Below are 23270 nucleotides of genomic sequence, written 5' to 3'. Positions count from 1 at the left end.
CTTAGTTCTCCTTGTTTTGACTACGAGACACTTGCTCGTCATTTTGCCAAAAATCATAAAAATTAAACCATTGATACGGATAGGCCGCAGCATAAAAACTGAGCCTTTGCGCATAATCGCTAACAATTTGTTGTAATGTTTGTTGCCTCGTTTTACGCGGTAAAACGAGCTTGTCGGCGTATTTTTCAAAAATCACGCGGTAACATGTTTCGCCATTTGGCTTTTTATCTTTTAAACAAAACAGATGAAACACCGGGCAATCTAACAGCGCAGCTAAAATAAATGGCCCTTGTGAAAAAGGGGCTGGCTTACCTAAAAAGTCCGCTTCAATAACTCTTCCTGCGGTGGTGGTGCTGGTTCTATCACCGACAATCACCACAATTTCACCCTGCTCGACTTTTTCTTTGAGCATAATTGCCATATCTGGGCCAAGATCGGTTACTTGAATGAGGTTTACTGCAACATCCGGATTGATACTTTTCAGTAATTTATTAAATTCAACAGCATGATGCGTAAACACCAATACATTGATCGTTTTACTGTTTCGGTGTTGGCTAAGTGCTCTACACACCTCTAAATTGCCAAGGTGTGAGCCAATAAAAATAGCCCCTTGCTGTTGCTCATCGAGTTGTTTAAACAGCGCTTCGTTGGTGTAAAGAATATTATGTTGCTGAATTCGTCCAAGCCATGCATCTATTTTGTCAAAGGCGCTGTCAGCAAAGCAGCGAAAATGACGGAAGCTATCGCGCCAAGTAACCGCTTTGTTATTGCCATTCACTTTACGCGCTTGGGTTAAGAATGCATGTGACGCTTGACGGGCAGTTTTGCCTGTTAAAAACAAATAAAACACCACCGGAAACAACACCAACCACAAGCCTTTACGACCAAATACGCGATAGCACACGAGCAATATTTGCATGCCAAAGCGATTGCCACGTTCTTGCATTTTTGACCAGTGCTTTACAGCCATTAGCCAGCCACCTTACGCCAAAGTAGCTTGGGAGAGCGTAGCAACATACCAAAGAATAAACGCGTATGCAGCCACGAAATTCCCACGTTATCGTGTAAAGCTCGAAAATGAGATACGCCATTTTCAGGGTAAATAACCTGGGTTGGCAAAAACGTGACTTTAACACCTTGCCAATAAAGCCTGACTAAAATTTCAATATCAAAGTCCATGCGCTTGCCAAGCGCTTGCTTAGCCATTAATTGTTCAACGGCTGCTAATGGGTAAACCCGAAAACCACACATTGAATCAACAATATCAAAGCTGAGTGTTTCTACCCAAACCCAAAAATGGGTGATGTAACGACTCAAATAACGGTGCTTTGGCACGGAGCTATCATAAATAGGACAACCACTGATCACCTTGTTAGGTGATGCATTACTGAGTTCAATCAACTTACTAATATCTGCTAACGAATGCTGGCCGTCAGCATCAACCTGAATGGCATGGCTAAACCCTTGCTGATAGGCAGCCAGCAAGCCAGTTTGAACTGCCCCACCCTTACCTTGATTTTGAGCATGGCTTATCAAGGTCAAAAAATCGTACTGTGCGTCAAGCTCTGCAAATACTTGCTTGGCATCAGCGTCACTGCCATCATCAACCATGATTATCGACAGCTGTAGCTCTTTTAGCTCATCGAGTACAGCAGCAATAGCATGGGTGTGATTGTAATTAGGAATAACAATACAAAACTGGTTCATGGCTTAATCACAAAATACTATTCGACCGGATGCATGTTGGCCTTTGTCTGAGTGATAGCTAAACAGGCACTTGCCTTTTGCATTGCGCTCAAGAGTTAGGTTTACCGTCATATCGGGGGTTGTTACCACCTGAAACTTTAACACTTCTAAATCTTGTACTAGTTTGCCAAAACCCAAATATTGCTGAGCATATTTTACTGCCCAATCCAGCTGTACTACGCCTGCTAAAATTGGAGCATCAGGAAAGTGGCCGCGAAAATAATCTAAATCAGCCGCAATGGTTAACGCTAAACTCACGCTAGTTTCTGTTTGTGATAAAACGGCCACCTCTGGGGTCACGTTATTCAGGCTTGGCAAAATACTGCTCCAATGTTTTTAAACTTAATTTAGCTTGGCTGTTAAAAGGAAGTGCATCGATATAGCGCCATTTACGCGGTAAGCAAATACGTTCAAAGCGGTTTGAGAGGTGCGCTTGTAATGTGCGGTTAATTGCCAATTTACCCTGCTGTTCAAGCTCTTTATTAGCTTCATCACTGAGCACAACCACCGCACCAATTTGCACGCGCTTAGCTGGAATAACCACCACTTTAACTTCTTTTACCCAGTCATGGCTTTGCAGATAACTCTCAAGCTCATCTAGATTTAAACGTTTTTCTTCAATTTTTATCGTTCTGTCTATACGGCCCAACAGTTTAAATTGACCATTTTTATGAACGAGTGCTCTATCATCTAAAGGAAAATTCGATTGCTCTAAAATCGCAGAGTCTAGCATCAAGCGTCCTTCATGATTCAGCGATAAAAAATTACCATTAAACGGCTGCCATGGTACATCAACCGCGGCTTGTGTAACTTGTCGATAAGCAATACCGCCGGTTTCGGTACTACCAAATACTTGGGTAGCAGGGCGAGCTAACTGGTTAAATAAAGTTTCGGCATGCTCATTATTGAGCGGTCCGCCAGAGGAAAATAACCATTTAATTTTGTCACGCTCAGGAATTAACACATTATCAGCACATAAGCGACCAAGTTGCGCAGGGCTTGAAACGAGCGCTGCATAACGAATATTTTTTAGCCTTTGCGCAATATGCTCAGGGTACTGAATTTGTTCACTATCAATTATATGGCCTTTCGCCAACGGCCAAAGTAAACGAAATAATAAGCCGTAAATATGTTGATGCGAAACGGTTGCTAAAAACGTAAATTGGCTGGGTAAGTCAAATGACATTGAAAGTACTGCAAGCTCTCGATTTAATACCCGCCACGGTTTTACTATCGGTTTAGATTGTCCTGATGAGCCTGACGTATAAAATATAACCGCTGTGTTTGTTGGCCATTGTAAACGGTTAGTTTGCAAAGGCGTGTGACCCAGACTGAGTTCAAGGTTGGTAAATAGCACATCATCATCGATATTGGTCGCATCGCCTGCAAAAAAAGCAGACTGAGCAAGCAATAAACTTAAGGTTTCGTGCTGACCATTAGGCGGCAGAATAACATTATGACCACTACAGGCTAAGGCAAATAAGCGAACTGCAAATTGGTAGGTATCGGGGTGGAATAATACCACATGACTGCCAGCTTTAAGCGCCGTAAGCTTACTTTGATAAGCGGCAATATCAGCAAAAAACTGTGTGTGTGTTATTGGCTGCCCTGCAATAATAAATGCAGCATCTGGGTGAAATTTCAGGTTACTCGATACCATTATTTTTAACCTTTTGTCTAACAAGCCATTCCACAAGGCCCAAGAGAGCTATCAAAATATAGGCTACTAGTCCGTTGTACAGTGTCCATGTCTGTAACGAAGTAAATAGGCTAGTGTATAACGCAATACTGCCATTAATAATAAAAAACGCGCACCATACTTTAGTAACTTGGCGCGTGTAATTAACCCCTTTTTCATCAAGCTCAGGCTCTTTAATTCGAGCAAAACTCTCAATGACTGTTGGGCCACTTTTCAGCGAATAAGCAAAGGTTATGGCCATTACTGTATTTATAATGACCGGGTAAAGTTTCAAGCCCAGATCATTGTTAAAAAACTGCGTTGTTGCTAAAGCGATAATAGCCAAAATAGAGGCTGGCTTTATCCATGGCATAGATGTGAGCAGCTTTTTGCTCAGCAAAAGCCTTAGACCTAACAATACCATCAGTACCAAGCTCACTTGCCTTATTGAGATATGCTGTAATCCAAAATACACAATAAATGGGTATAAAGATAAGCACACTAAAAGCAGTGTTGTGGTTATCGCTTTGAGCATAGTAATGTTTATGAAACGAGTTTTTCTACTTCATTTACAACATCTTGCACAGTACGCACTTGTTTAAATGCATCTGGCTCAATTTTCTTGCCAGTGATTTCGCGTAGTTTTACAACTAAATCAACAGCATCAATGCTATCAAGATCTAGGTCTTGATACAGGTGCGCATCTAGGCTGATATCATCAGCATCAATCTCAAATTCATCTACTAAAATGCCCTGTAAAACGTTGTAAATGTCAGCAGCGGTTTTCATGCTTATTCCTACTTCTAAGTCTGTATTATGATTGGTGTTGGTTAATAAATTCTGCCAGTGCATCTACTGATGCAAAATGGGCTTTTGTTTGTTCTGAGTTTGCGTCAATTTTAACGTTAAACTCTTTTTTAATGGCTAAGCCAAGCTCTAACGCATCGATGCTATCTATAATTTAAACCATCAACAAACAAAGGTTGGTCATTTTCAATATCATCCACGGTAATATCTTCAAGATCTAAGCTGCTAATGATTAATTGTTTTATTTTGTTCTTTAGTTCAGTCATAGGTGCCTGAGTTCCTCTGAAAAGTAATGTTGCAAATCACGGGTTAATTGTCGTGCTTGCATGGCGGGTTGTTCATTATTAAATGTGTCGTTAAACGTAAATGGATCAGTGGCAAAGCGCATCTCAAAATGCGCTTTTGTTGCGGCAACGCAATACCATGGTGTGCCTTTGGTCAAAGTACTGGGTTTCATACTAATCAGCACTGAAGTAATTGGGGCTTTACAACGCGCAGCAATATTTGCCGCACCACGCTTAAATTTTAACTGTTCACCAGGGGTTGTGCGGGTGCCTTCAGGAAAGATAATCAGATTATTTCCAGCAGCGAGTGACGCTTCACATTCATTCAGTAACTCTTGCGGGTCTTCATTACTAATATAACCTGTGCCTTTAATTACACCGCGCATAAATGGATTTTTAAATAGGTGTGCTTTGACCACGCAGTCAGCATTTTTAATCACAGATATCAGCACTACAACATCAATTAATGAGGGGTGATTGGCAAGCACTAGCTGCCCCTTAAGATCATGAAATTTCTGTTTATCTTGCACAGAAAAATGGATAGCACCGGTGTAATGCATTAAAGCAACAAAGAATTTAAAACTATAGTGAACAGTTAAACGGGCTTTCTGCTTACGTTTAAATTCACAAGGTTCCAAAAATCGTTGAATAGGTAAAATCAACAAGGTAAGTAAAATACCGCCAAACCCAAAAACAGCAAAGCAAAACCCGGTTGCCAGTATCCGCCAAATTTTGTTCAGCTTTTTATATAAATTAGCCACCATGGTACTGTAGCATCCAAGCTGATTGTTGATGTGTCAGCAGCGATTGTGATCCTTTGCTTGCTAAAGCAGCTGCTAACTGTAGACTCAAGGGTAAGCACGAGTCACTTTGAGAGTGTTCAGATTCAGGAAGTTTTGTTAATTCAAAATACGGTTTGTCTACCTGAACTTTGGATAATATGAACGACACACTATGAGCGATTTGTTGCTCATCGCTAAATGGTAAGTATTCATCAGGTAATACACTTTCGGCATGGGCAACCAAAATTTGCTGCTCAACACCACTCTGGACACGTGCAAAACCATCAATCATGGCTGAAATAATGCTGTCTTGATCACCTGCTATGGCATTCATCGGTGCTTTGTTTTTTGCAATAATCGAGAACAAGCCTGTTGCAGCATTATGTACACTCAAACCAAATGCGGTCGGAGAAAGCGGTTCTTGTTCAACAAGTGAATGCAATAGCTGCGCTGTTTTAGGTAAGTCGCCATGACGAGATGAAAAATTAACGGCTAACTGGTGATGCTCACCTTGCGCTTGATGCATAGTATGAAGTGCCATTTTCATAAACGGGCTTAGACGGCGGCGCTGCATTGGTGCAACCCAGCTTAAATCAAGGTCAGGGTGATCAAGATGGCTTAATTCTGCAATTTGTTGCTCGGGCGCAACCCATACACACAAATTATTAACAACAAATTTCACAAATATTATTCTTTTAGCGCCAAACGATTGCTAATTTTACCCATAAGGCATAAAAAAGTAAAATAATGGTGCTTAATTGTAGTGAAATTAAGCACCCATTCATCTTTATCGTAAAATAACGTCTTTTTCGTCTAAAAGTTGAGCTTTTTCGCCTACTATATCAGCAACATCAAGTTCGTTAATGTAACCTAAACCGATTTCTTGCTGAGCACTTGTTAGTGGCACATAAGGAAGACGGAACACAGGATTTACCACGCCTGTCATCATCAGCGCCGTATTAATCGCGATTGGGTTAGGTTCGCAGAATAGCCAGCCCATAAGTGGCTGTAATTTTGCATTAAGTGCATCATTTTGCTCATCCATTAACTGACGGAATAAGCCTGGAATAATGTTAGATGTAACCGAAATAACACCGTGAGCATTATGAATGTGCCGTGCATCATGTGCTTCATCGTCATTACCAGACCAACAAGCAATACCTTGCTGTTCATAATGAGCAATACGCTCATTACCACCGCACTCTTTTACACCGATAAAGTTTTCGTGCTTAGCGAGTGGCTCAATGATATCTGGTGTTAAATCTTGGCCTGTACGACCTGCTACGTTGTAGATAAACGCAGGACCAATATCAAGTAAACGGTTAAAGTGCTCTTTCACACCCGCCAGTGACGTGCGCCCGTAATAAGGGTTGATTTGTAGCGCGGCATCCATACCGGTGGCAAAACCATACTGGGTTGCTTTAATCGCTTCACGCGTGTTGTTGCTACCTGTATTACCAACAATTAATAAACGATCAGAGAATTTACTAACACTGTGTGCAATTAGCATTAAGTGTTCTTCCCAATTCATTAATTAACTTTCACCTGTGGTACCTCCGACGATGATGCCATCAACACCAGCTGCAATTTGCTGCTCAACAAGGTCGTCATAACATGCAAGATCAATGTCACCATTAGTTAAATACGGTGTTTTTATAGCGGTGATCAAACTTGCTTGTTTAATTGTTTCTAGGTTGCGCATAACTTTTTTAATGTTTGGAAAATTTGCGCTAGTTGTATCATAAACACAGGCATTTTCCGAGTAATGAGCTGCAATAAATAAAAATACTTGAGAAAAAATCAAAGTTAAGCCAAAATCAAATACTGTATAAATTAACAGTATTTATTGTGAGTATTTGATAATGCAACTTTCTAAATTTTTGGCAACCTACTTTTATACTACCGAAGAGCTGTGCCATACCCTATCAATTGATGAGGAAACGCTATCGGCATGGCAACAAAGTAGTTTATTTCCAAAACCGAGTTACTGTTTGCAGAGTCAATTAGAATGCAGTTCGTATTCGGGCATTTATCAATGCGAAGAATATCAAGACTATTACCCTCGTGGCGCCGCTAGTTGGGGGCAATTAATTATCAAACATGACATAACCTCATCCTGCCAAGCGTTTAATTATTTTGCTCAGCAATATTCGAATCAACTTAGTAAGCTTGCCGAGCAAGGCTTTGCTATCAATGAAGAATTATTTGGCAGTGAAATTGACGAGCACTTACAGCAAGTTTGGCAACAGTTTTTATGCAGTAAATACGGTGTGCTCACACAAAATGGCTTAGTTGAAGAAGCCGTTCAGCTAGATGTGGCCAAGTTATTGATTGATGATATTACTGAAATGCGCACTAAAACAGGTTTAAACATGGATGAACGTCAAAGCTTGCATAAGGCACTAAAACTAATAAATCGCGCGTTAAGCCATGGTACGGGCAACGAAGGTAAAAACACCTTACGCCATCGTTATATTGATGACGTAGTGGCAAAGTACGATCTATCGGTAAAATAACCTCTCATTTTTGCGCTTAAAATGAAGCGAAACTGAATGGCCGAACAAAGTTACAACAATGTTTATTTTGTTGTAAATAGGTTAATACAATTTGCTACTTTTGTTTTGTAGGTTTTCATCTGCTTGATCGATAGATTGGTCTGGTCGAGTTATTGCTCTTGTCATATTTGTTATTTTGACACCTAGCAATAACTTCTTTCTTCCAAACTAATTACATCAAAATACAGGATGAAAAAATGAAACCTTTTCCAAGGCTTGGTCGCTTAAAGGCGACCTACTTAGCCATGCTCGGCTTATCGATTGCCCAGCCAGCAACCGCAGAAGAATCATTTGTTACACAACAAAGTAAAGCAGATGCCCTTACATTCACTTTGATCACTGGGGACAAAGTATCGGCTGTTGTCAATAAAGACGGCAAACTAGGCGGCATTCGATTAGTGAATGCAGATGGTTCAGATACATTCACCAGTATCTTTAAACGTGGTAACAACACCTATGTTGTTCCAAACCATGCTCAAGCCTTAGTTGATTCAAATGCGATTGATTTAGAGTTATTTAACATTAATAAGTTATATGAATCGGGTTACGATGATGCATCAACAGACGCGCTCCCCGTCATTGTTGAATACCGCGACGGTACCCTTGCAGGACCGGCAGTCCCAGCAACGCTTGCTGGTATGTCATTAACCGGTGAAATTGAGCTAATCGACAGCGCTGCATTTGCAATCAGCAAAGACAAAGCAGCGCAAACTTGGCAAACCTTGATTGCACAAGCTGACGTTGAAGGTCTTTGGCTTGATGCTGTCGTTCATGCTCACAAGGTTACCCAGTCAGAAACACTGAATCCAACAGTCCCGCTTACCGGCGCATATGGTGAGTCAGCGATTAACTATAATGGCGCAGGTATTAAAGTTGCCGTACTCGATTCAGGATACGACATTGAGCACCCTGATTTACAGGGGCGAGTAATAGCATCACGAGACTTTACTTACTCAAGCAACGGTGTAGATGATTTAAATGGTCATGGTACTCATACAGCCTCAACCGTTGCAGGCAATGGCCATGAGTCAGAAGGTAAATGGGTCGGTGTGGCGCCTGCTGCCGATTTAATAATCGGTAAAGTACTTGGCAATACAGGAGGAGGATCAACTTACGGTATTTTAAATGGCATGCAATGGGCGGTGCTTTCAGAGCACGCTGACATTGTAAATATGTCGTTGGGTGGCACAGCAACAACCTGTAGTGTCCATTGGTTGAGATGGTTGAAGCGCTGAGCGATAAGGCCTTATTTGTTATCTCTGCAGGTAATAGCTTTACCCGTGAAACGATTGGTTCACCGGGCTGCGCGCCAAGTGCATTAACCGTAGGTGCCATTGATCGTGATGGCAATACGGCGTCGTTCTCTTCACGCGGTCCATCGCCAGATGGCCATTCAGCAAAACCGGATATTGCCTCGCAAGGTGTATCTGTTGTTGCTGCGGCTTCTGGTGGCTTAGGTGATACGGCTTACCGCGTCTATTCAGGTACTTCGATGGCAGCCCCTCATGTTGCCGGTGGTGCTGCAATTGTTATGCAAGCTCGCCAAGACCTTACGCCAAAAGAAATTAAAGACGTGCTTACATCATCTGTATTTAGTGGTGATTCTCACGTACTTGAGCAAGGTGCCGGTGCCATGAATATCGACCGTGCCATTGATCAAGCTATTGTAGCCCCTGCAAACCGTGAACTTGGCTACTTTGATAGCGCTACTAATAATGAATTTACCGAAACACAGATCACGCTGACAAATACGTCTGATGAGAGTATTAAATTAAAATTGAAATTAGACTTAATTGGCGAAGATGGCAAAACACAATTGCCAGCAACTCTAGCAGGATTAGATATTAAATCTGTTACAATCCCAGCCAAAGGTGTTGCTCAAGTTCCTATGTGGATTGACCCAAGTGTGGCACTTAATAACAGTGCTTATGGTGCAATTACAGGTCGTATCACAGGCACAACCGTTGGCAATACAGATCAGCAAGTGACTGTACCAGTGTCATTTTGGATTGACCAGCCTCACGTTAATTTAACGGTAAACCTGACTGATCGCTGGGGTAATCAAGCAGGCTCTCCATCTAAGCTTTACTTAATTAATGAAGAAGATGATTGGGGCAGTCTTGTTAGGCTCACTGGCGGTAAAGCCAATATCGATGTACCTGCTGGTTACTATACGTTGATTGCTAACATTATGACTTACGATAACCCGCAAACCAGCTCTGGTTTAGTTGAATCAGCGGCACAAATGGCTGTATTAAATCGTAAGATTGATGGCAAAACAGAGATTAACTTTGATGCACGTAACGCTCAGCCTGTTACCTTTAAAGCTGACCAGCCTCTTGAGCCACAAGGTTATTCGTTTGGCTTTACTTACGCGATTGACGATCAAGAAGTTGCGAAGCTTGCTGCTATCGAAATGGCACCTGATTACGTAAATGATATGTATGCATGGTCACAAGGTCATGACGACCGTTTTCGTTCATTTATCACCACCCGCGCGGTAGCTCCAGAAACAACCGTCACTATGCAAAACGGGGTTGAACTTGATTACATCAAACAAGGTTTAGCACTGTCTTTTCATGGTGAAGGCTCTGCAGAAGTCGTACCTGTAGGTGATGCAGGCTACAGCACTGACTGGAGTCAATTTGAGTTAGACGGAAAAATTGCGCTTATTGCTAACCCTAATTACCTCACGTCTTACATGGTCGGTAATGCGATGAAACATGGCGCCAGCGGTGTGATTTTTTATCGTCCTGGTCGTGGCGGCCGATATAAAGGGGCAATCACAGGCACACCAAAAGTCCCCGTGATTGGTATTAGTACCGAACAAGGTGAAGCCTTAATGGCAGAAATAGAGGCTGGCAACAATATTGTTAGCTGGTCTGGTATTGCGGCTGAACGCTCACCTTATGCTTATTCAATAAACCATATTGTTGATGACCGAATTCAATCTGGGCAAATCAATATTGCTGAACATAAAATGCATAAAATAAGTGCGTCTTATCACTCGCAAAATGATGAGCGCCCGGCATGGACTGATGTTATGGCAATGACCAACAGTACAGGGGAGTTCTACTCAACAGGTAGCTCACAGTTAATTATGTTACCTCATCAGCGTGATGAATATTACACAGCAAGTACAAAAAATGCATGGACGAATGTCGTTATGCCAAACTATCAAATTCAAAGCGCAGGCGCTTATTTTGATGGTCCACGCGCTATGACTGAAGGTGCTGAGCAAAGTACCACTTGGTTTAAAGGTCCACGTGCTGGTAGCTTAGGCAGCAGTGGCTCGGCGATTATTAACCGCGATACCAATGTCCTTTACTTTAACCTTGCTTCGTTTGGCGATGCCGCAAACCATGATGGTATTTTTGGCTTTATGGGTAGCTCAGCCTTTGGTTTAAAAGTAAATAGTGAGCCAGCATCTCCGTATCAAGGTACGTTAACACTTGAGCCGGGCTCTCATCAAATTACCTTAGAAATGCGTTCTTATGCCCGTGGTGTTGGTGAGCGCTCTCCAATAAATGATAAGCTAGGTTCTCTTTACCAAGGTTTCTATACATTTACCGCTGACGAGCAGCAACAAGGTGTTCAGCCAATTTTAGTGCCTATGGTTGATTTACCGGTTGATATTAACAACAGCATGAAAGCAGGTGAAGCCGCTCAAGTTAAGTTAACGGGTTTACTAGACGGTGTAGGTGAAGTGGCGCTGGCAGATGTACAGTTACAATATGCATACGGCCAAGAATGTACGATTGCTAACGTGGCTGCTTATATCTATTGCCCTGTATCAACGAAGTTCTCAAGCGAAAACTGGTTAGATGCACAAGTTGAACACATTGACGGTGAATGGGTAGCTACGATCCCTAATACTGGAAACGTTGGTGACTTTGTCCATATTCGTACGATTGTTTCTGATTATGGTTCAAGCCAAGCTGAGCAAATTACCATGCGAGCTTACATGTTAGATTAATTAGTTAGCGCTAATCAGCAAAGCCGCCTTCGGGTGGCTTTTTTCATGTAAAAACAACATGATCAAGTATTAAGAATCTAAATGCTCGTACTGACCTCGATACACTTCAAAAGTCTTCACAACAGTGTGTTGCTCTTTACTTAGATTATCAAACCAGGTATCGAAACGCTCATCATCATCTTGTTCACTTAACGCTAAATACTGGGCCAATAATTCAATAATATCGTTGTGAGTACACGACAAGGTGTCTACATGATTAGCTAAAACAGAATGGTCTTTATCGCGAAGCGTGTTCATTACATTTTGATCTAGTTCTTCACGGCTAGTTTTATCATTCACTTCCATATCCCTCTTAAAAATAAGCACGCATACCTAGTTATAACAGCCTTATCAACAATATCCAGCTTTTTAAATCTAACTGCTTATTGATTGTTCAGCTTGTACAAATTTAAGACAACGCGATATAAATAAGAATCATTTTTATCTTGATCTAAATAGTCAACCACCCTATAATCGCTACATTATCACATAACAAATAGGTGCATTATGAAGCCAAATATCCATCCTGATTACCAGCAAGTCGCTTTTCATGATACAGCGGCAGACAGCTACTTTATTATTGGTTCGACAATCAAAACTACACGTACGATCTAACTTAAAGGAAAAACTTATCCTTATGTACCAATTGACGTATCAAGCGATTCGCACCCGTTCTATACCGGTAAACAAAAAGCCGTTGCGAGCGATGACCGTGTTGCAGCGTTTAATCGTCGTTTCAAAAACTTGGCGAGCAAATAGTTGCTATAAGGAAAGAACATGAAAGTATTAAGTTCATTAAAAAGCGCGAAGAACCGCCCGGGCTGCCAAATCGTAAAACGTAAAGGTCGTGTCTATGTTATTAATAAAGACAACCCGCGTTTTAAAGCAGTTCAAGGTAAAAAGAAAAAGCGTTAAAAAAGGTGCCCCGGCACCTTTTTTTTGAATTAAAGTAAATCTAACTCAATAGCTTAGTTGCCAAATAACAACTCCCAAAAGCCTGGCGGCTCATGGAGCTCATGGTATTTTTTACGTAACTCATCAATAGATTTAAGCGGCGCTTTTGCAGCTTCAAGGCCACGAGTTGTTGCAAGTTGCTTCGCTTGCTTTGCTTGATTTATGACTTTATTAAGCCCTTCTAGAGACGCTGTTTTATGCTGTTTAAAATCAGCTGTTTTAGCTGTCTCTAACAACACAATAAACTCATCAATAGCGGCATTAAAGGTAGCTAAATCAGTAGCCCGTACGGTGTTTTTATAAGCAAGCCCCATATTTTTCATATTGGCCTCAAGATCAATATCAGAGGCTACACTCACACTCGAAAAAATGATTAAAATACTAATAATAATGGCTTTCATACACCCTCAACCAAATGCTATTTATGGACCATTATAAAGCGAAACAAATAATAAACCCAATCTCAAACCTACCAATTCGCGCTATACTTCACCATACCAACCTTTTAACCTAATCAGATTATGCTAAGAACAGTATTTTTCATTATCTTGCTATTTTACTTACCAAGTGTTTTTGCCAAACAAAGTATTATTTTTATAAACCCTGGCTATGAAAATACGAATGTCACAGGCCCATTTTGGTTTGAAGTGTCTCAGTTGATGCGTGATGCTGCCAAAGACTTTGATCTCGATTTAACGATTCATTATGCCAATCGAAATCATATTGAAATGAAGTCATTAGTAGCTAAGGCGATTAAAGCAAAGCCTGATATGCTGATTTTAGTTGACGAAAAAAGCGTGCTCACCCAACAACTTTTAAGCTTAAATAGCACCTCTACACCTATTTATTTTCTACTTAACCGCCCATCAGAATTAGAACTAAAACGTTTGATTGATCATGGCATTAAAATCGCAGGTAGTGTGGAACCCGACAACAAACAAGCAGGGCAATTACTCGCAGATAAACTGATTGAAAAAGCTCAGTACGCGGCCAATTTTCTCGCTATAAATGGCGATTACACCACCCATGCAGCACTTGATAGAGAAGAAGGTTTAGAGCAAAGTGTTCAAACGCATGAGAATGCTATTATCACCGCAAAAACGGTTGCCAACTGGTCAGCAACACAAGCGTATCGCCATAGTCTTGGCTACTTTAGCCATCAATCAAACATGAATATTGTCTGGGCTGCCAACGATGCTATGGCATTAGGAGCAATTACTGCGCTTGATGAGTTAAACAAACGCAAAGATGTATTAGTTGGCGCAATAAATTGGCCGCTCAGAGCCGTAGCAGAGAAGATAGACGTCACTATCGGCGACCATGTTACGTTGGGGGCGTTTGCTTTGGTAAATATTTATGATTTATTGAATAAACACGAAACCGCACCTATGCATCATGAAGTGGCTATTTTCAGCCAACATAACGAACAAACACTCAAGCTTGTTGAACAAATTCACAGTGATAACTTAGCAATTAACTTTCGCGTTTTCAGTAAATCAAATGAAAATCCCCTTCCCTTCAGTGTTGAATCACTTCTGTTAGAAGCAACCAAAAGCGCACTGTAAAGGGCGTTTACATTACTTATTACTGAGCCATACAGCTTGATATGGGGTTAGCGACATTGTTTTTGTCTGCTCGGTAATTTGCTCACCGCTAATTAAATCTCGCCATTGTTCGGTACCAATCAAATTTAAGTCGGCAAGCGTAAGCGTTTGTTGCTCGTCACTAATGTTATAAACACAAAACATACTTTGCGAACGATTGATGCTTTGTCGCCAAAAACCAAAGAGCCCTTCGCTTAAATGTAACGTATATTGGGTTGCATTAGGGTGAAATGCTCTTTGTGCCTTACGAATAGCCATTAGGTTTTTCATCGCTTTAAACACAGTACGATGATGAGCATTTTCGTTACTCAGCTTTGCCAATAAATCAGATTCCTGCCAACGGTGACGGTTAATCGCTCGGTTATGCTGGCTATTTTCAAAGCGATCATAATCGTTGGTAGTACCAAGTAGGCTATGAATATACAAACCAGGAATACCTTCAAGCGCAAACATAATGGCATGCGCACATAAAAAGCGAGCAACACCCCACTTATCAGGGCCTTGATGCGTTCCTTGCAGAGCATCAAATAAGGCAATGTTTAACTCATAAGGGGTATTGGTACCATCTGGTGCAGTACGTAATGAGACTTTACCGCCATATTTTGCAGTTGTACTTACCATTTCCGCTATTTGCGCTTGATCGAGCAGGCCTTCAACGGGGCGTAAACCAATGCCATCATGAGATGCGATAAAGTTAAAGTAAGCCGTACCTTGTTGGGCTGGCGGCATACTCATCATCCAATGTTTTAATGCGGTGCTGTCACCACTGAGCAAAGTGTGCAATAACAGTGGTGGCAGTGAGAAATTGTAAATACAGTGCGCTTCGTTGGCATTACCAAAGTACGACAGGTTTTCGCGGTTAGGAATGTTGGTTTCAGTGATAATAATCACATTAGGTTCAACATGCTCTATAAGGGTACGAAGTAACCTGATCACCTCATGAGTTTCAGGTAAGTTGATGCAGCGGGTATTAAGCTTTTTCCATAAAAATGCCACTGCATCAAGACGAAAAATACGTACACCATTATCTAAGTAATGGCGAATTATCCCCACAAATTCATTAAGCACATCTGGGTTGGCAAAATCAAAATCGACTTGGTCATGACTAAAGGTACACCACACATGTTGCAAACCATCTTTTGTTTCAACCGCTTGTAGAAGAGGCGATGTACGCGGGCGAACAACTTGCACAAGGTCGTCACTTGGGCTCGCGGTTTTAAAGTACCCTTTCCCCGGCTCTTTACCTTGAATAAAGTTTTCGAACCAGACGCTTCGGCTTGAACAATGGTTAATCACTAAATGGCCATCAACCTGACATCCGCTGATATATCGCGAATATGCTGCCAATTGCCAAGCGCTTCATTCACTTGTACATAGTTCATCACCGCAAAACCTTCGTCGGAGCTATATGGGTAAAACGGCAAAATATGCAGGGCATTGAGTTCAGGCAAACACTGGTTTTTAACAAAGCGATGCAAGGTATGCAAAGGCGGCTCTTCAGGCTTAGCAACCGCGTCATCCGTATTAGCATGACGAATAATCGAATCACCGTAGGCAATTAAAATCATATCTTGCTCATCCCAACGGTTTTTATGCGGCGTTGGGTCTCGAACAGGATCATCACCTAACATGGTATTGATTAATCTATCTGCGAGTTGTTCAAGCGTTGTTGATAGCACAACCTCGCCGTAGATGCAGGTTAAATGCTGAATAACCCTTTGTTGCAAAAGCTCTAAAGTCACGTGCCTTCCCCGTTAAATATATTCTTTGTTATCAAGCTCTACGGCTTCTTCTAAGCGAGCAAACACCTCCGGCATTGCCGAAGCTACTCGGTTCCAACTCGGCACAAAGGGTGCTTCCATTGGATTTTCTAAAAAGTGCTGACCTGCATTCATAATATTTTGAGCAAACATTTCAACGGCTTTTTCTTCATGATGAATATCAAGTGTTAAGCCATTCATTAACGCATCATTGTGATAGGTTTCAATAAAATCGAGTGCAATTCGGTAATAGGTTGCCTTTAATGAACGAATCGTTTCTGTCGTAAAGGTAACGCCTTGGGTAGCGAGCTTTCTGAATAAAGCTTTGGTGATATCAATCGACATTTTCGACAAGCCCGCCGCTTGGTTTTCTAGCGATAAATCTTGGTGTTTATGATCATAGTTATCAGCAATATCGACCTGACATAAACGGTTATGCGAGTAATTGCGATACATCTCTGATAACACGCCAATTTCTAAGCCCCAGTCACTTGGAATACGAATATCGTTAAGTACATCACGGCGGAATGAAAACTCACCCGCAAGCGGGTAACGAAAAGAATCCATATATTCTAAGTAATCGTTGCTACCTAATATTGTTTTAAATGAACGCAATAACGGCGTTACCAGCAATCGTGACACGCGACCATTAATTTTGCCCTCAGCGGTGCGCGGATAAAACCCTTTACAAAATTCATAGTTAAAGCGAGGATGAGCAACAGGGTAAATTAAGCGTGCTAAAAGCGCTCTGTCGTAAGTCAAAATATCGCAGTCATGCAGTGCAATTGACTCTACTTTTGAGGTTGCCAACTTATAACCCATGCAATACCAAACATTGCGACCTTTACCTAGCTCTCGTGGCGCAACGCCCAATTTTTGTAGTTCTTTATCGAGCGCTTGTAAACGTGATCATCATTCCAAAGTACCTTATGAGGCTGATCAAGCTCCGCAAAAAACTGCAGAGCATGACGATATTGGCTTTCATCGGCGCGATCTAGACCAATGGTAATTTGCGATAAATAAGGCACATGTTTCAGCTCTGCAATTATATTTTGCAAAGCGGGCCCCTCTAGTTCACTGTAAAGCGAGGGTAAAATTAGGCCCATTGGGCGTTGTTTTGAAAAGCCCAACAACTCTTTTTCTAGTTCTTCTACTGGGCGGTCAGCAATATTGTGTAAGGTCGTGATAATGCCATTTTGATAAAAATCAGCCATGAGATTGCTCCTGTTTTGCTGCAAAACGCGCTTTGATGATAGTTAACGCAGAAACTTCTTGAACCCAACCTGCTGGGGCTGGTTTTTCGCTGAGCTGCCATGCTTTTTGTAATATTTGTGATTGCACTTGGCTGCCAGGGTTATTGATTAAAATAGCGGTGTCGGCCGCCTTTAGCATGGCTACATCGTTTTGACTGTCGCCAAGCGCTATCACAGTAAAAGGATTGCGATAGGCTTTTTTGAACTGATTTAACAGCCACTTTTGTGCAAGTCCTTTATTGTTACCTTTAGTTAAATGGATAAAACGCCCGCCAACAAGCACTTCGTAGCCTGCTTGGCTCATTGCATCTATAAAACCTTGCTTTTCTTCATCACTGCCCGAAAAACAAACCGGATCTGAGTACTGTCTTTGTAGAGCCAATTCACTTTTATCGACGGGGAGCCCTGTTAATTTGGCTATTTCTTGTGCACTAAATTGACTAAATAAGCGTACACAATGGCTAAATTGACTGGCATATTGTTTAAGGTCGTCATGCAATTTATCGGTACTTTGCGTCATGGCAAAGCGCCAATAACCTTTATATTCATCACAGCCAATTGGCTTTACTTTAAAATAGTCTTTCGGGATATAAACAGCCGCACCATTTTCCACAATAAAGGGTTGGTGATGATCCAAACCTTTTTGAATATCAGTGACTTCAGCAAAGGTTTTGCTGGTATTAAAAACCACATTGACACCGGTATCATTCAACTTTGCCAAAAATGGTTTGATCACTTCACATTCGTAACTGTCGTGATCGAGCAATGTGCCGTCTAAATCAGTAAAAATAAGTGGTTGAGCAATCTGGTCTGCGAGAAGTTCCATCTTGGTGATATCACGCTCAGTATCAAGTAATAGTAACGCATCCACGCTGTGCGCAAGAGTGGCTAAGTTTTCCAGCGTAATACGTTCAAAATGAGAGATAAAACGCTTTAAACTCACTTCGTCAAACGTGCCCTGCCCCTGGCCTTTTTTGGCAATTAGTTTATGCTCTTGTTCCAAGCGCCACGCATACACATCTTCAAATGAAGGCGCTTTTAACATAATGGTGTAATCGGCCATTGCGAATACATGTTGATATTCATTCGCTAAGCAACTATTTACGCAGCGGCGCCAAATGCCGTCAGCATCTTCTAGTTGCTCTAATTCATTTACCGGAGTTTGCAGTTGATAAGGCTGTTGGGGCGTACTGGCTACACACCAGCCTTCAAAAAACACGATATCAATCGGCTTTTGGTTACTGATGTCACTGCTCTTTTGGCACCGGATCATCAGTTAGCTTATCAAATTGAGGTAATGGCACATCCACTTTACCAGCCAACAAAGCTGATAAGGTTTGCTCCATTAATTGCGTATCATGCGTACCCGGTACACCACGACTCGCAAACAAAGGATGAACATCTTTAGCAAGCTCGTTGCGTGCATCACGACTTAAATAAAAGTCATCGATTGATAATGACACGCCATTAAATTCGGTATTGCTATTAACCCAAGTCACTAAGAAGTCAGCGAGGGTCGTTTTACCTGAGCCTTGGCAGCCGTTAATCGCCACCAGCATAGGTTGGCCGGTCATTTTTGCGCTTAAGATATCGTGCGCGAGGGGTATAAAAAACTGCTCACTTAAGTATTGATACTTGAGTGGTAACTGATGCTTCGCTAAAAACGGGGTAATATCCACAACATTTGCCTCTTGCATAATCGCTCCTACCAGTATGACATAGAGATAAATGCAGTTAGTAGACCAGTTTTATAATTCCTTAAATTTTAGTTAGTTACAAAAAAAGCGCATATTAAATGCGCTTTTTTGGTGCAATATTCAAGCTGTTTTTAAGTTCTAATCAGCTTGTTGCACTGCTTTGGGGAGAACAGCATTTAAGATAATCCCCAAAATTGCGCATAAGCTCACACCTTGCAAACTAAACTCATCACCACCGATATGCATGCCACCAATACCAAACACTAAAATCAGTGCGATGATAGTCAAGTTGCGAGGCGCGGTAAGATCTTCACCTGATTTTACTAAGGTATTTAAACCAACAACGGCGATAGAGCCAAATAGCAAAATCATGATGCCGCCCATCACAGGAACCGGAATAGTTTGTAAACCCGCGCCCATTTTTGCCACAAACGCCAGCACAATAGCGATGATAGCGGTCCAAAGCATCACGCGAGGGTTGAAGTTACGCGTAAACATTACCGCCCCCGTTACTTCAGAGTACGTTGTATTCGGTGGACCACCAAAAATTGATGCCGCAGAGGTTGCTAAGCCATCACCTAGTAAAGTGCGGTGTAAACCTGGTTTCTTTAAATAGTCTTTACCTGTTACTTGGCTAATAGCCATCATGTCGCCAATATGTTCAATTGCTGGTGCAATGGCTACAGGCACCATAAACAAAATAGCTTGCCACTTAAACTCAGGGTAAGTAAATGCAGGCACTGCTAGCCAGTTTGCTTCAGTGACCGCATTAAATTCAACAATACCTATAAATAACGAAGCAAGGTAACCTGCTACCACACCAGCAAGAATAGGAATAAGTTTAAATACACCTTTGCCCCATACCGCAAAAATCAGCGTAACCAGTAATGATAAACCAGACACCCAAATTGCTTGATCATAAGGAACTAATTGTGCACTGCCATCCCCTGTTTTACCCATTGCCATATTCACAGCGACGGGGGCTAATGCTAAACCAATCACCATGATCACAGGGCCAACAACCACAGGCGGTAACACCTTGTGCAGTGCATTCACGCCTTTAAATTTTACAATCAAGCTAAGCGCAACATAACAAAAGCCTGCCACCATCAAACCGCCCATAGTTGCGGGAATGCCCCACATTTGTACCGAGGCGATAATAGGTGCGATGAAAGCAAAAGACGATGCTAAAAAGATAGGAACTTGGCCTTTGGTAACCACATGAAACAACAAGGTTCCTAAACCTGCGGTAAATAAAGCCACATTAGGATCAAGGCCTGTCAGTAGCGGCACAAGTACCAAGGCGCCAAATGCAACAAACAGCATTTGCGCGCCAGTTAGAATGGTTTTTAACGAAAATGTTTGATGATTTTCCACGTGAGCGCCTTACACTGTGCCAAAAATCTTGTCACCGGCATCTCCTAAGCCTGGAATGATGTATCCTTTTTCGTTTAAGTGGCTATCTAATGATGCTGTGAAAATTTCAACATCAGGGTGCGCTGCAAGGGTTTTTTCTACGCCTTCTGGCGCTGCTACTAATACAATCACTTTAATATCTTTACAGCCAGCTTTTTTAAGCATATCGATAGTTGCGATCATTGAACCACCAGTTGCCAGCATTGGGTCAATAACGAGGCTTAAGCGCTCATCAATTTTACCCACTAGTTTTTCAAAGTAAGGTACTGGCTCAAGTGTTTCTTCGTTACGCTGAAGACCAACAACACTTACTTTTGCCGCAGGTAATAACTGCATTACACCATCCATCATACCAAGGCCGGCACGAAGAATAGGCACAACAGTAATTTTTTTACCTTTGATATGCTCTACATCTAATGTTGAACCATCCCATCCAGTGATTTGTACGCTTTCTAATGGTAGGTTTTTTGTTGCTTCGTAAGTAAGCAAGGTACCTACTTCAGACGCTAGCTCACGGAAACTTTTAGTACTAATACCTTCTGCGCGCATAAGGCCAAGTTTGTGTTGAACTAACGGATGAGTAATTACATGGATAGACATAAGTAGAACCTAAATGAAATAAATTACGCCTATTTTAGCGTAAATTAATGAGCTCTACTGCAAAAAATGCACAACATTTGCATTAATTCTTTTAAATGACTTAATTTTATTCAATAAAAAGCAAACATACCTGTATAACTTCTTCAACCCGATAGTATTTTCTCCATAACCCAACTTGTATGAAGTGCGCTTTCACCGCTTGATGGGTGTGGTTGCTGAGCATGAAAATAGTTCGCCATGTTTTCAACATGATATTGTTGAATATGCGCGGGGTTATCAATTACGAACTCTTGTTTGCCCTGTGCGTTGTTAAGCAAAATCGGTTTTTCGTCAAAAACACTAAAGCTAAGCTCGCCTTCACTGCCAAAAATCATCACATCATCAAAACGATTAGATGAAGCAAAGTTCCAGCTCCCAGTGCCTGTAACACCCGATTGATGCTGCCAGTGCGCGGTAATAGCATCGAATGCTGAATATAAGCCTTGTTGATTAGCACATAAACCATGCACCTTATTAAAATCACCTAAAAGGTAAGCAAGTAAATCAAGACCATGGCTGGCTAAATCGTCAAAGTAACCTCCTCGAGCCACGTTTTGATCTGTGCGCCAGTTGTATTCACCCGATAAATCAAGGGCGTTAGGTGCTTTACTTAAATGCCAACTTACATGACGAGGCTTACCAATGGCACCTTGCTCAAGTAATTGTTTAACGTGATTAAAGCGTGGTAATGAACGGCGATAATAAGCGACAAATAGCGGCTGTTTAGCCTCTTTAAATGCTGTAACAATGTCAAGGCTATCTTGATAACTTGGCGCCAGTGGCTTTTCGATACAACACGGTTTACCTGCCGCAGCAACCTCAAGAGCAAACGCTTTATGGCTATCTGGCGGCGTGGCAATATACACGGCATCAACACTGTTATCGTTAATGAGTTCGCTCGGCGATGCGAACACCTTTGCAACATTGTGGCGTTTAGCATAATCATGGGCTTTTTCTAAGTCGCGGCGTGTTATCCCAATAAGCGCAATACCTTCTGCGTGTTGATAAGCAGGGCCGCTTTTCACTTCGGTTACAGCACCACAGCCGATAATGGCAAATCGCATTGGCTTATTCATTGCTAATCCTTTATTTTTAAATACGTTACAAATTGCTGCTGCATGTAGCCGTTTATTTTTGCATGTTCTGGGCTCCAACCGGCTAAAAAACGATAAAAATCGCTCCATGCGTAACACCAAAGCGCTCGCCAACTGCTAACGACATGCGCTGGATTGACACTCGGCTGATAACGTTTTAGTCCCTGTGTGAGGGTGTCAAAATAGCGATTTAAATAGTCATCTGCAACTGATTTTAATGCAGTATCATCTAAGCAACTGCCTAAAAAATACATGACATCAATCACCCCAACACCTTTGCCAACATATTGAAAATCATAGCCAATAACATGTTGGTTTTGTGGTGCAATCGCAAAATTGGCAAGCTTAGCATCACCATGTATTAACGTTTGATAAGGTGACTCACTCAACGCAGTATCAATAGCGTGTGCCTGCGCTTTTAAGCTTAAATCGCTCATACGCTTTAGCTCATCGGGCCGTGTTGCTAAATGCCAATAACTACCTCGCGGCCAAAGGCCATCGGCAGAGCTTGCTAAATGAAAAGCATGAAAGTGTGCAAGCCAGTTTATAATTGCTTCAATGTCGCGGTGTGTAGCACTTGCTTGCTGGTAGCCAAGTGCACTGAAATCACTAAATAACAGCGCTTGCTTACTGCCCTCTTGGATTGCCTCAATACAATGAATAGCCGCAGCTTCATGGGGCAATTGCTTAGCGTAATGCCGATACCAATTAAATTCGACTAAGTAAGATTGCCGCTTTCTGGCAAGCGCAAAATCACTTTGTTTTATACGACTATGACTAATTTGGCTAGGCACTTCAATCGCTTTAATTACCCTAGCCACACCATCCATTTGGCAACGAATAATCTCACCGCATCCGCTCCATACTGATGCCGCTTGCTGTAGCTCTGTAATGTTTGAAAAGTGAGAAGTAACAAATTGCCTAAGATCCATAACGCTCTGTAATTTATATAAACCGATGGCAATGGTAGGTGATATTGGCTATTG

The 23270-nt window shown here is 41.7% G+C and carries 19 protein-coding genes and 6 pseudogenes; 6 read left to right on the top strand and 19 right to left on the bottom strand.

Translation table 11 applies throughout. The annotated features are described in order from the left end of the window. Nucleotide 1 precedes the first annotated feature (1 nt). The 10 genes and pseudogenes from ACRWSG_RS20305 to dapA form a co-directional block, all read right to left on the bottom strand. Nucleotides 2-970 carry an LpxL/LpxP family acyltransferase gene (locus ACRWSG_RS20305; protein ID WP_138599438.1) on the bottom strand — a complete coding sequence of 323 codons (969 nt, stop codon included), beginning with the start codon at nt 968-970 and terminating at the stop codon, nt 2-4. Beyond that, nucleotides 970-1707: a glycosyltransferase family 2 protein gene (locus tag ACRWSG_RS20300; RefSeq protein ID WP_462167384.1), complete on the bottom strand. Its 738-nt coding sequence runs from the start codon at nt 1705-1707 to the stop codon at nt 970-972. Before ACRWSG_RS20300 ends, ACRWSG_RS20305 begins: the two co-directional genes overlap by 1 nt. Before the next feature lie 3 nt (nt 1708-1710). Beyond that, nucleotides 1711-2064, bottom strand: a complete 354-nt coding sequence (locus ACRWSG_RS20295) for an ApeI family dehydratase (RefSeq protein ID WP_119853021.1) — start codon at nt 2062-2064, stop codon at nt 1711-1713. After that, the gene (locus ACRWSG_RS20290; protein ID WP_138599436.1) at nt 2048-3406 is read right to left on the bottom strand and encodes an AMP-binding protein; all 1359 of its coding nucleotides are present in this window, start codon (nt 3404-3406) and stop codon (nt 2048-2050) included. The genes ACRWSG_RS20295 and ACRWSG_RS20290 overlap by 17 nt, the downstream gene beginning before the upstream one ends. Then, nucleotides 3393-3959: a COG4648 family protein gene (locus tag ACRWSG_RS20285; RefSeq protein WP_138599435.1), complete on the bottom strand. Its 567-nt coding sequence runs from the start codon at nt 3957-3959 to the stop codon at nt 3393-3395. The genes ACRWSG_RS20290 and ACRWSG_RS20285 overlap by 14 nt, the downstream gene beginning before the upstream one ends. Nucleotides 3960-3967: 8 nt before the next feature. Further along, on the bottom strand, nt 3968-4213 hold the full coding sequence (locus ACRWSG_RS20280) for an acyl carrier protein (protein WP_054554554.1): 246 nt from the start codon (nt 4211-4213) through the stop codon (nt 3968-3970). A gap of 25 nt (nt 4214-4238) precedes the next feature. Then, nucleotides 4239-4497, bottom strand: a pseudogene (locus ACRWSG_RS20275) (phosphopantetheine-binding protein). Next, entirely contained in the window at nt 4494-5279 is a 786-nt protein-coding gene (locus ACRWSG_RS20270) for a lysophospholipid acyltransferase family protein (RefSeq protein ID WP_138599434.1), read from the bottom strand. The pseudogene ACRWSG_RS20275 and the gene ACRWSG_RS20270 overlap by 4 nt, the downstream one beginning before the upstream one ends. Beyond that, a complete protein-coding gene (locus ACRWSG_RS20265) occupies nt 5269-5979 on the bottom strand; it encodes a beta-ketoacyl synthase chain length factor (protein ID WP_462167383.1) in 711 nt (236 codons plus the stop codon). Before ACRWSG_RS20265 ends, ACRWSG_RS20270 begins: the two co-directional genes overlap by 11 nt. A gap of 105 nt (nt 5980-6084) precedes the next feature. Next, nucleotides 6085-6999, bottom strand: a pseudogene (dapA, locus tag ACRWSG_RS20260) (4-hydroxy-tetrahydrodipicolinate synthase). A 160-nt stretch (nt 7000-7159) separates the two neighbouring features. On the opposite strand from dapA, the gene ACRWSG_RS20255 reads away from it, so the two are divergent. From ACRWSG_RS20255 to ACRWSG_RS20245, 3 genes are all read left to right on the top strand, one after another. Further along, nucleotides 7160-7813 carry a DUF6058 family natural product biosynthesis protein gene (locus ACRWSG_RS20255; protein WP_138616485.1) on the top strand — a complete coding sequence of 218 codons (654 nt, stop codon included), beginning with the start codon at nt 7160-7162 and terminating at the stop codon, nt 7811-7813. A gap of 236 nt (nt 7814-8049) precedes the next feature. Beyond that, complete coding sequence (locus ACRWSG_RS20250) at nt 8050-9087, top strand: S8 family peptidase (protein WP_462167382.1); 1038 nt, start codon at nt 8050-8052, stop codon at nt 9085-9087. Beyond that, nucleotides 9072-11828 carry a S8 family serine peptidase gene (locus ACRWSG_RS20245; protein ID WP_462167381.1) on the top strand — a complete coding sequence of 919 codons (2757 nt, stop codon included), beginning with the start codon at nt 9072-9074 and terminating at the stop codon, nt 11826-11828. The genes ACRWSG_RS20250 and ACRWSG_RS20245 overlap by 16 nt, the downstream gene beginning before the upstream one ends. Nucleotides 11829-11897: 69 nt before the next feature. On the opposite strand, the gene ACRWSG_RS20240 is transcribed toward ACRWSG_RS20245, so the two are convergent. Then, the gene (locus ACRWSG_RS20240; protein ID WP_220095044.1) at nt 11898-12125 is read right to left on the bottom strand and encodes a hypothetical protein; all 228 of its coding nucleotides are present in this window, start codon (nt 12123-12125) and stop codon (nt 11898-11900) included. 249 nt (nt 12126-12374) lie between these two features. Here ACRWSG_RS20240 and ACRWSG_RS20235 point away from each other — a divergent pair. Together ACRWSG_RS20235 and ykgO are read left to right on the top strand one after the other, a co-directional pair. Then, nucleotides 12375-12626, top strand: a pseudogene (locus ACRWSG_RS20235) (type B 50S ribosomal protein L31). An 18-nt stretch (nt 12627-12644) separates the two neighbouring features. Next, nucleotides 12645-12782, top strand: a complete 138-nt coding sequence (gene ykgO / locus ACRWSG_RS20230) for a type B 50S ribosomal protein L36 (RefSeq protein WP_054554561.1) — start codon at nt 12645-12647, stop codon at nt 12780-12782. A gap of 53 nt (nt 12783-12835) precedes the next feature. On the opposite strand, the gene ACRWSG_RS20225 is transcribed toward ykgO, so the two are convergent. Next, complete coding sequence (locus ACRWSG_RS20225) at nt 12836-13222, bottom strand: cytochrome b562 (RefSeq protein WP_462167380.1); 387 nt, start codon at nt 13220-13222, stop codon at nt 12836-12838. Nucleotides 13223-13342: 120 nt separating this feature from the next. Between ACRWSG_RS20225 and ACRWSG_RS20220 the strand changes: the two genes are divergently transcribed. Then, a complete protein-coding gene (locus tag ACRWSG_RS20220; protein ID WP_462167379.1) occupies nt 13343-14386 on the top strand; it encodes an ABC transporter substrate-binding protein in 1044 nt (347 codons plus the stop codon). 12 nt (nt 14387-14398) lie between these two features. Here ACRWSG_RS20220 and ACRWSG_RS20215 read toward each other — a convergent pair. The 7 genes and pseudogenes from ACRWSG_RS20215 to ACRWSG_RS20185 all read right to left on the bottom strand — a co-directional run bounded on the left by ACRWSG_RS20215 (nt 14399) and on the right by ACRWSG_RS20185 (nt 23216). Then, a pseudogene (locus ACRWSG_RS20215) lies at nt 14399-16167 on the bottom strand (sugar phosphorylase). 12 nt (nt 16168-16179) lie between these two features. After that, nucleotides 16180-17399, bottom strand: a pseudogene (locus tag ACRWSG_RS20210) (glycosyltransferase family protein). Further along, nucleotides 17392-19135, bottom strand: a pseudogene (locus ACRWSG_RS20205) (HAD-IIB family hydrolase). Before ACRWSG_RS20205 ends, ACRWSG_RS20210 begins: the two co-directional pseudogenes overlap by 8 nt. Before the next feature lie 138 nt (nt 19136-19273). Continuing rightward, the gene (locus ACRWSG_RS20200; protein ID WP_462167378.1) at nt 19274-20512 is read right to left on the bottom strand and encodes a uracil-xanthine permease family protein; all 1239 of its coding nucleotides are present in this window, start codon (nt 20510-20512) and stop codon (nt 19274-19276) included. A gap of 9 nt (nt 20513-20521) precedes the next feature. After that, a complete protein-coding gene (gene upp, locus ACRWSG_RS20195) occupies nt 20522-21151 on the bottom strand; it encodes a uracil phosphoribosyltransferase (RefSeq protein ID WP_054554568.1) in 630 nt (209 codons plus the stop codon). 143 nt (nt 21152-21294) lie between these two features. After that, nucleotides 21295-22266, bottom strand: coding sequence for a Gfo/Idh/MocA family protein (locus ACRWSG_RS20190; RefSeq protein WP_462167377.1), 972 nt, complete (start codon nt 22264-22266; stop codon nt 21295-21297). Nucleotides 22267-22268: 2 nt separating this feature from the next. After that, complete coding sequence (locus tag ACRWSG_RS20185) at nt 22269-23216, bottom strand: aminoglycoside phosphotransferase family protein (protein WP_462167376.1); 948 nt, start codon at nt 23214-23216, stop codon at nt 22269-22271. Nucleotides 23217-23270: the final 54 nt, after the last annotated feature.

Source organism: Pseudoalteromonas sp. GB43, assembly GCF_054923805.1.
Note: the sequence above shows the minus strand (reverse complement) of the source record. Positions and strands in the feature narration are given on the sequence as shown.